Origin of the sequence: Aeromonas sp. HMWF014 (assembly GCF_963878295.1) — a bacterium.
Lineage (GTDB): Bacteria > Pseudomonadota > Gammaproteobacteria > Enterobacterales > Aeromonadaceae > Aeromonas > Aeromonas popoffii.
This window is the reverse complement of the sequence record NZ_CAWNYS010000435.1, coordinates 1-6,904: the sequence shown is the minus strand read 5'-3', so window position 1 is coordinate 6,904 and position 6,904 is coordinate 1. Positions and strand designations below refer to the sequence as shown.

Here is a 6,904-nt window from a genome sequence, read left to right as displayed (position 1 = left end):
ACATTATGCGCGGTCAGGCTTGGGGGTAAGGCAAAGGGCCGGTAGGCCCCTTGGTTGTTTGATGCCGATAAGTACATATATCGGCATCAGCCGATGAAGCGTTGGATCCAAGCCGGTTTTGCTGGGTTGATAGAAAAGCCATATGTCGGCGCGTTGCGCCGCGAAAGCTGGAGGCTGCGCCCCCCGCGCTTTAGTGTGAGGGCCCCTGCTCTAAACACTCGCCCGAGTGGGACTAGGCCGAGAGGTTGCCCGTATGGCCCCACCATGGAGGACTCAAGGAAAAGATCCCCAAAAGAAAGGCAAAGGGTAAGAGGAAGAATTCCCCCCGTATTACTACCCGGGGGGCTTGAACAGCAACAGCCCGAAAAGACGCACTGACAAGGCGTAAGAGCTTGGCATGGGCTTGTCTACGACAGGAGGATTAGGCAGTTACCAGCCGCGCCCTATAGCCTTCGGCTGGTCGCTAGAACTGGGGCATTAAAGACCGGTTTAGCAGGGAAAGGGGGTGATGCCATGAACGAGAAGCAGCAGAGCCAACGCTATCGCGTTGTGAGTCGCGCTAGGAGACTGCATTGACTCGGGGTGAGTGCGAGGGTTGCGCTTACATCCCCTGCGGGGATTGGGGTCGACGAAACCAAAGGGGTGTATCAGTGGCTCGCACAGCTCACCACAGGCAAAGAGACGGTAGAGGCAAAAATGGGCAGCAGAGGGCGGCTTGTAGGGGCTACCGCCCCTGTCCTTGGTAGCCTTGAGAGTCCTATTTAACATAAATAACCGAGTGGCGCGGTTGAGTCTATTCATGTTCGGTCATCACTTGGCTTCCCTCCCCCCTTGGTATCCGCAAAGAGCTGGGCGTTGAATTTTCGGCGCAAAGTATCGCCATCAGGGTCGCAATATACGTCCACTGGCTGACCTTGATACCTCACCACGGCATGACATGCACTCATTGGATCCACACGAGCGAGTTCGTCCGGCCAGTCATCAGTATGCAAGGCCTGCAGGTCATCGCCTTTACGCAGCGAGAAGCAATACTCAACGTGATACTCGCCCCGATGATCCTTCACCAAAACATGGCAAGTAATGATTAACCGATACCCCGCGAAAGGCCCTACAGAAAGAACCCCGCCACCAGACGCAGCAGGAACGCCGCTAGGGCGTACCCCATCAGCGGGCGTATCACCCACCGCCCCAGAAACCGGAAAAGCGGCAGCAGCACTTTTAGCGGCCTTAGCAGGAGCATCAATATACTCAGGCTTGATGAAACCAAAGTAGAGACAGAATCCCATAAGACCCAGAAAAAACAGTATTTTAGGGTCTCGTAATATCGAGCTGCCCGCTGCTGTATCTGAGACTTTACCGGTTGTAGTTGAGTCATAAAGCTTGAAAACATACTTGGGCACCTTGTTGAATGGCTTGGCTTGCAAAACATGAGAGGCAGACGTGCCGGAGTTATCCGACAGGTGGAGAACGGTCTTGTATCGGCCACCAATGCCCAGCACGGCCATATTCGTATGACGAATGGCGGTTTCAGCAGGGGCTCGAACAACGGAATGGACCTTGCTGATATTCGGCGTGGTGAAAACGAAATCCCAGTTATGGTGACGGTGCATATCAAAGGCCACGTCGATTGTTTCCGGCCTGCCATCCCGCTTGGCCTGCTCCGTGCCACCTGGGTAAGCTAGACGGTCTAAATCGCTTTGGCGCCATGATGGCGGAAAGACCCGTTGCACCTCATCAACCAGAAAAAATGCGCCCTTGGGTGCCCAGTGGTAAAAACGAGCCAGATGATCCCTGCCCTGCTGGGATTCGGTTTCGACATACGTCACCTGAAAGCCATCAGGGACCGCCTTGCCCATCACCTCTTTGCAGCGCTCAGCCGTGAAGCCGCGCACATTGGTGATGATGTGGCGACCAGCTTTAATTGCGGGCAGCACATCGGTATGAATGGCCCCTGACGACTTGTAAGAGCCGGGGGCGCCGTGGTGGATCTTGATAGACATTTACCACCCCATCATATTGAGCATGAAGCGGGTAACGAACGCCTGAGAAAGTATCGCCAAACCTTTATCAAAGTGAAGGTAAAGCAACATCCCCCGCAACTCAGTAGGCAATAAATTAAAAGAGGAGGACAACATTGCGCTAAATTCAATATTAAGCAACACCTGCTTAGCCACATCCCAAGTAAAATTCAACATAAACAACTTGAACTCCACCCACTGAAGCGCAAGCCGCACCACAATCCATGCACTAAACTGGACTGCCAAATTATATATGTCGTTAAAAAACGCCCCGAAAAACTCGTTCAACCATTCCATGTCATCACCTCTTAAAAATAACCATCAATGCCACGAAGTAAAAAATAAACATCATTAACGCCGCCAACGTTGACCAAAAATCAGAAGAGGGCGGGCAAACCGAATAATCCTTGCCATACAAACTAAACAAGTCCAAACACTTCATGGGCTCAGCAGACCCATAAAAATTAAATGAGAATATCCGCTTCATATCATCGCTAATCGCTTTATAGCTCCCAGTGAGAGCATTATTCGCCTCATCTAACTTACCCTGCATGGTAGCCAAATCAAAAAAGCAATTGGCGCCACCTTCACAACCCTTTGAATCATAGGACGCGCTACGAACTGAAAGCGGCGTGGACTCAGAGCCCGGCATTTTAGAATAATCAATATCAGCGCCACCCGCACCCTCACCGCCACCTTGTTGTGAACCGCCAGCATCACCCGATGCTAGCTGTTGCTGAAGGGAATAAAACGCCTGCAATAAGTCACCGGAGTTTGTGGCGGTAGCACCCCCCGTACGACTTATATTGTCGTTAATGGCCTCAAGCACACGAAAAAGCGACTGCTGATCAAAGTCATCACCGGTTTCGGTATCACCACCACCAGTAGTGCCGCCAGTATTTCCAGTGTTTGAATTAACCTTGTCAAGAATAGACTTAAGATAATAATTACTCTCACCCGTGCTTTGGGAGAATATATTCGACAAAGTACCCGAGCTATGGACTATGCGAGATATATCCTGCTGCATTTTTATTGAATTCTCAAAAATACCCCTAGCAGAATCTTCAGTGCGAGTAGCGGCATGCTTAATCAGCCACAAATCAGCAAGGATAGCATTAAATCCGGGCGCTATATCGGCAACAGACTTATCCCCGACTAACATGGGGGTTACACGGCCTACGGACATACCATCGGTTGGGCCACCAATCGGCCCATTACCCGAATTATTGCCATCACTGCCACCGGTATCAGTTCCGTTATCATCCCCACCGGCATCGCCGCCATTATCGGAGCCGTTATCGGAACCACCACCCCCGTCATTATCGGAGCCACCATCCCCACCACCTGGAGTACACTCCATCCCCATAGAGTGAATAGGCCCCTTAGTCTCGCCATTATCAACACACACACCTGGACAATTTACATAACAGCCCCCCAAAGAAGAATGGGACATTTTCACACAATGCGGCAGCGGCGTAGACGAAGAAAGATGAGTCATTAGAGCGCCAACAGGGCAACCAGCGTAAGCCATCATTGGAAAAAGAAATAAAAACAACCCTATGCGCACACAGCCCCCAATATGAAAAAAGGCGACCGAAGCCGCCTTAGATTGAAAAGGATGTTCTCCATCCCTCGACAAAGAACAAAAACCAGAGCGTCCCGATAAGCAGGGACATGGCTTAGGCTTTGCGAATAAGGCTAATCAGGATGCCGACACCAACAACCGCAGCAACCACCATCATCACCTTGGGAGAGGTCGCCTGAACATCTGACAGCGCGGAATCGAGCGCAGCACCGGCAGCGGCGGAAGTACCCTCACCAGCAGCATGAGCAGCACCCATGGCAGACAGGGAAGCGACAACAGCAATACAACCATTACGGAACAAGCCTGATACGTTTTTCATTTTTATTTATCCTCTTTTTGCACCAACAATGACACGGGCAATGGCGCCCAGTTTTAAACCAATAACCCAAATGGTTAATCCGAAACCAAAGGCTATCGATGTTATGGTTACATCGAACTGAAACCAGCTCGATATATCCGTTAACGTGGCGTGCTCCTGAGCGGTCAAGAGCACGTAAGAACATGTTTCCGGCGGGGCCTGTCTGATATACCCCTCGGACGTTAATTCAACACAAATCATTTATATGGTGCCCTCATCGTCGGTCGCTGCACGTATTCGCTCCTCCTCCTCAGGCACCGGATTAGTTAAGGCTTTTTATGGAGTGGACCGAAATCGTCCTGTTTTGCCCCGCCTTCAAGCTCAAAGCCAGCAACGATATTTCTGGCTGGGTTACGTGGATCCGCTTCCAGCAGCAGCGAAATAGGCTGGAGCTTGGGGCAGTTGGCAATATTAGCCAAAATGAGCGGGTCGTTCTTGAGCGGCATTTCTTTAGCCTCAAATCCCCAGTTGCTGATTTGGCACTCGGGCATATCAATATTGGTGGCAGGCACCAAGAATTGCACGTTTGCAAAGTCATAGGGCTTGGGGGTTGCGCCTTTGCGGGAAATACCTTTGCCATGAGTGACACACAGCACCATTACGCCAGTAATTTTGGACATATATTTACTCTCCACTTGGGTTAATGCCCGTTCAGTTGGGCTCAAAAAGCGACAATTCATCTAGCTCAGGTGGCAACGGCATCAAAAGCCGTGCCGGAATATCATCATGGCCTAACTGCCCAATTAATTGGCGCACAATAGAATCGCTCGCCAACCCTTCCACGTTCTTTAGATAATTGACCAAACGACCGGCCATTCTGGACATATTTGTTACCGCATTATCGCGGCAGGTCTTGAACTTGTTCTTAAATGTGGTGATACGCACCGGCTCGATTTCATCTTTTGATACTTCAGCCAGCCATTTTGAAAACTGGGGATACATGCCAGCAAAATAAGGGTCTGGGTTTACCAGCACATCGAGCGGGATTATCCGGTCCTTACTGTGCAACTCGCCTTCGGCTCGCACCCAGTCGGGATATTCGGCAGATTCCATCTGCTTACCCTTCTCATAAATGCGGGCGCACTTGCCATTAGCACGAGAGCCCACATAGAAGGAGCAGCCGGAAGAGGCAATCATACCAAACCGCTTACGCAAGCCGCCGTGAACCTCTGGGATAAACTCGCCGGCTTGAATGGCCATCCACTTTGGGGCAGTGCCCCGAGCTGGATGGAAATGGCCTAATTCCGCCGCATCGACTGCTTTGAGATACGATATAACCGAGCCTGAATAATCATCCAGTGCGAGGTCAACTCGAGTAATACGGATACCTGGCACCATAGCAATGACACGATGAAGAGCCCCAAAATCAAGTCCGTCGCATCCTGCCCCAGTAAAAGAAACCATGCAGCCATGGTTTGCAGCTCCCCAAGCGACAAGCCCGCAAGCAATACCATCAATGAGAATGTCACCACTGTAGCTGTAGCCGTGAAGGCCCCCGCGACGATGGCGGAGAGAAAAGCGAGGCACAGGGATCGGGACGCCAACTTGATAATTAAGCTCTTCAATGAATAGCTCCAGCTCATTGCAACAAATGGTATCGAGGAACTGCACCCCGTAGGAGTGGATCAAGTCGTTATAGGAGTCCCAATATTTGCCGTCTGGGTTGACCTCAAACTCAGAAAAATCGAGCAAGGCAGAGCAGATTGATTTCAGCTCGTGATTAATGTCGGCACGGGCCTTGTACTGGGATGCAAGGACTATCTCCATGGCTTCCGTCATGGACGAAGTAATGATGACCGAGCTTTCCGGCTCGGGCTTGGAATAGAGCGGCTCGGGATAAGCAAGCGCCCTCAGATGCTGGTCGGCAGCCTCATAGCGGTTCTTTGGCTCCGACAATGGCTCAGATGGACGACGATACACCGCGCTACCGGCAGCAAGCTCAGGCAAGGCAGCAGACAGCGCGGAGGATTTGACCTCAAAGCGCGGAATGGCCTTGAGCAAACAGCCCTGCTTTGCAAGCTCAGCGATACGCTTGAGCGGTTCCGGCGTGAAGGTGAAGGACAGGAAATCGATCTTGGTTTTGGCGTTATGACCAGTCATCAAAGAAGACCCCCTGATCATAGAAGCCGCGCCAAGTGGCCTCGGTGACTTCGACAGGTACAAAATCGAAATCTGGGTAAGTGTGTGAGAGATAACGACCGAGCTGGGGGAGATCGCGGAAGAACTCAACCTGACCAGCAACGCAGGCGGAAACCTCGCCCGTGGGCTCATGCTGCCAATACACATTGCGCTCTGGCTTAACTACGGCTGAAAAAACGGTCATTCCCTACCCCCTGATATGGCTCGCAAAATGCGCATCCATACAACTCAACGTGGGCAAGCATACAACCGAGTCCGCACGCATGCAACCATGTGATGTAAAATCAGCAGGCATACACCAAGAGGCCGCGAAATGACGCACATAGGCGACAATATAAAACGCATACGCAAGCAGGCAGGATTGAGCCAGCAGGACTTGGCCGAAAAATGCGGCATATCAAAATCGCAACTGTCCCGACTCGAAAGTGGTGAACAAGAAAATCCGCTGGTAAAGACGCTCATCCCGATCGCAACAGCGCTAGGAGTGTCACTTGATGAGATTGTTTACGGGGAAACTACGGAGACAATGAGCTACCTATCCAAGGCAATCGAAGAGTTGCCCGAAGAAGATAAGGTAGCTATCAGAAAACTGATCAGGGGATGGATGCTCATCACCCACACAGAAAAACTAGGCGAATAGCTCGGCGCCAGGTCGCGCATAACACGGGTTATATTAAAGATTTTCGGGCGTCTGGATGATGCCAGCACGCTGCCCCACATCCCTCCTACCTCAAAGCCCCCCTGCCCTGTTCGATTGTGGCAGGGGGCCTAGTCTTCAACATAACCACTGGTCACATTATGCGC

General features: G+C 51.4%; 8 protein-coding genes. 1 reads left to right on the top strand and 7 read right to left on the bottom strand.

The window, feature by feature from the left end; all coding sequences use genetic code 11:
• Nucleotides 1-797: 797 nt before the first annotated feature.
• From AAC083_RS17295 to AAC083_RS17265, 7 genes are all read right to left on the bottom strand, one after another.
• Nucleotides 798-2,000, bottom strand: a complete 1,203-nt coding sequence (locus AAC083_RS17295; RefSeq protein WP_108537252.1) for a zonular occludens toxin family protein — start codon at nt 1,998-2,000, stop codon at nt 798-800.
• Nucleotides 2,001-2,315, bottom strand: a complete 315-nt coding sequence (locus tag AAC083_RS17290) for a DUF2523 family protein (protein ID WP_108537251.1) — start codon at nt 2,313-2,315, stop codon at nt 2,001-2,003.
• A gap of 4 nt (nt 2,316-2,319) precedes the next feature.
• A complete protein-coding gene (locus tag AAC083_RS17285; protein WP_146181718.1) occupies nt 2,320-3,573 on the bottom strand; it encodes a hypothetical protein in 1,254 nt (417 codons plus the stop codon).
• A 124-nt stretch (nt 3,574-3,697) separates the two neighbouring features.
• Nucleotides 3,698-3,922: a Flexible pilin gene (locus AAC083_RS17280; protein ID WP_108537249.1), complete on the bottom strand. Its 225-nt coding sequence runs from the start codon at nt 3,920-3,922 to the stop codon at nt 3,698-3,700.
• 305 nt (nt 3,923-4,227) lie between these two features.
• Nucleotides 4,228-4,581, bottom strand: coding sequence for a hypothetical protein (locus AAC083_RS17275; protein ID WP_108537248.1), 354 nt, complete (start codon nt 4,579-4,581; stop codon nt 4,228-4,230).
• A gap of 31 nt (nt 4,582-4,612) precedes the next feature.
• Complete coding sequence (locus AAC083_RS17270; protein ID WP_108537247.1) at nt 4,613-6,061, bottom strand: replication initiation factor domain-containing protein; 1,449 nt, start codon at nt 6,059-6,061, stop codon at nt 4,613-4,615.
• Nucleotides 6,048-6,284: a hypothetical protein gene (locus AAC083_RS17265; RefSeq protein WP_108537246.1), complete on the bottom strand. Its 237-nt coding sequence runs from the start codon at nt 6,282-6,284 to the stop codon at nt 6,048-6,050. The genes AAC083_RS17270 and AAC083_RS17265 overlap by 14 nt, the downstream gene beginning before the upstream one ends.
• A 129-nt stretch (nt 6,285-6,413) precedes the next feature.
• On the opposite strand from AAC083_RS17265, the gene AAC083_RS17260 reads away from it, so the two are divergent.
• Nucleotides 6,414-6,740 (top strand): helix-turn-helix domain-containing protein, encoded by a 327-nt coding sequence (locus AAC083_RS17260; RefSeq protein WP_108537245.1) that lies wholly within the window; start codon nt 6,414-6,416, stop codon nt 6,738-6,740.
• Nucleotides 6,741-6,904: the final 164 nt, after the last annotated feature.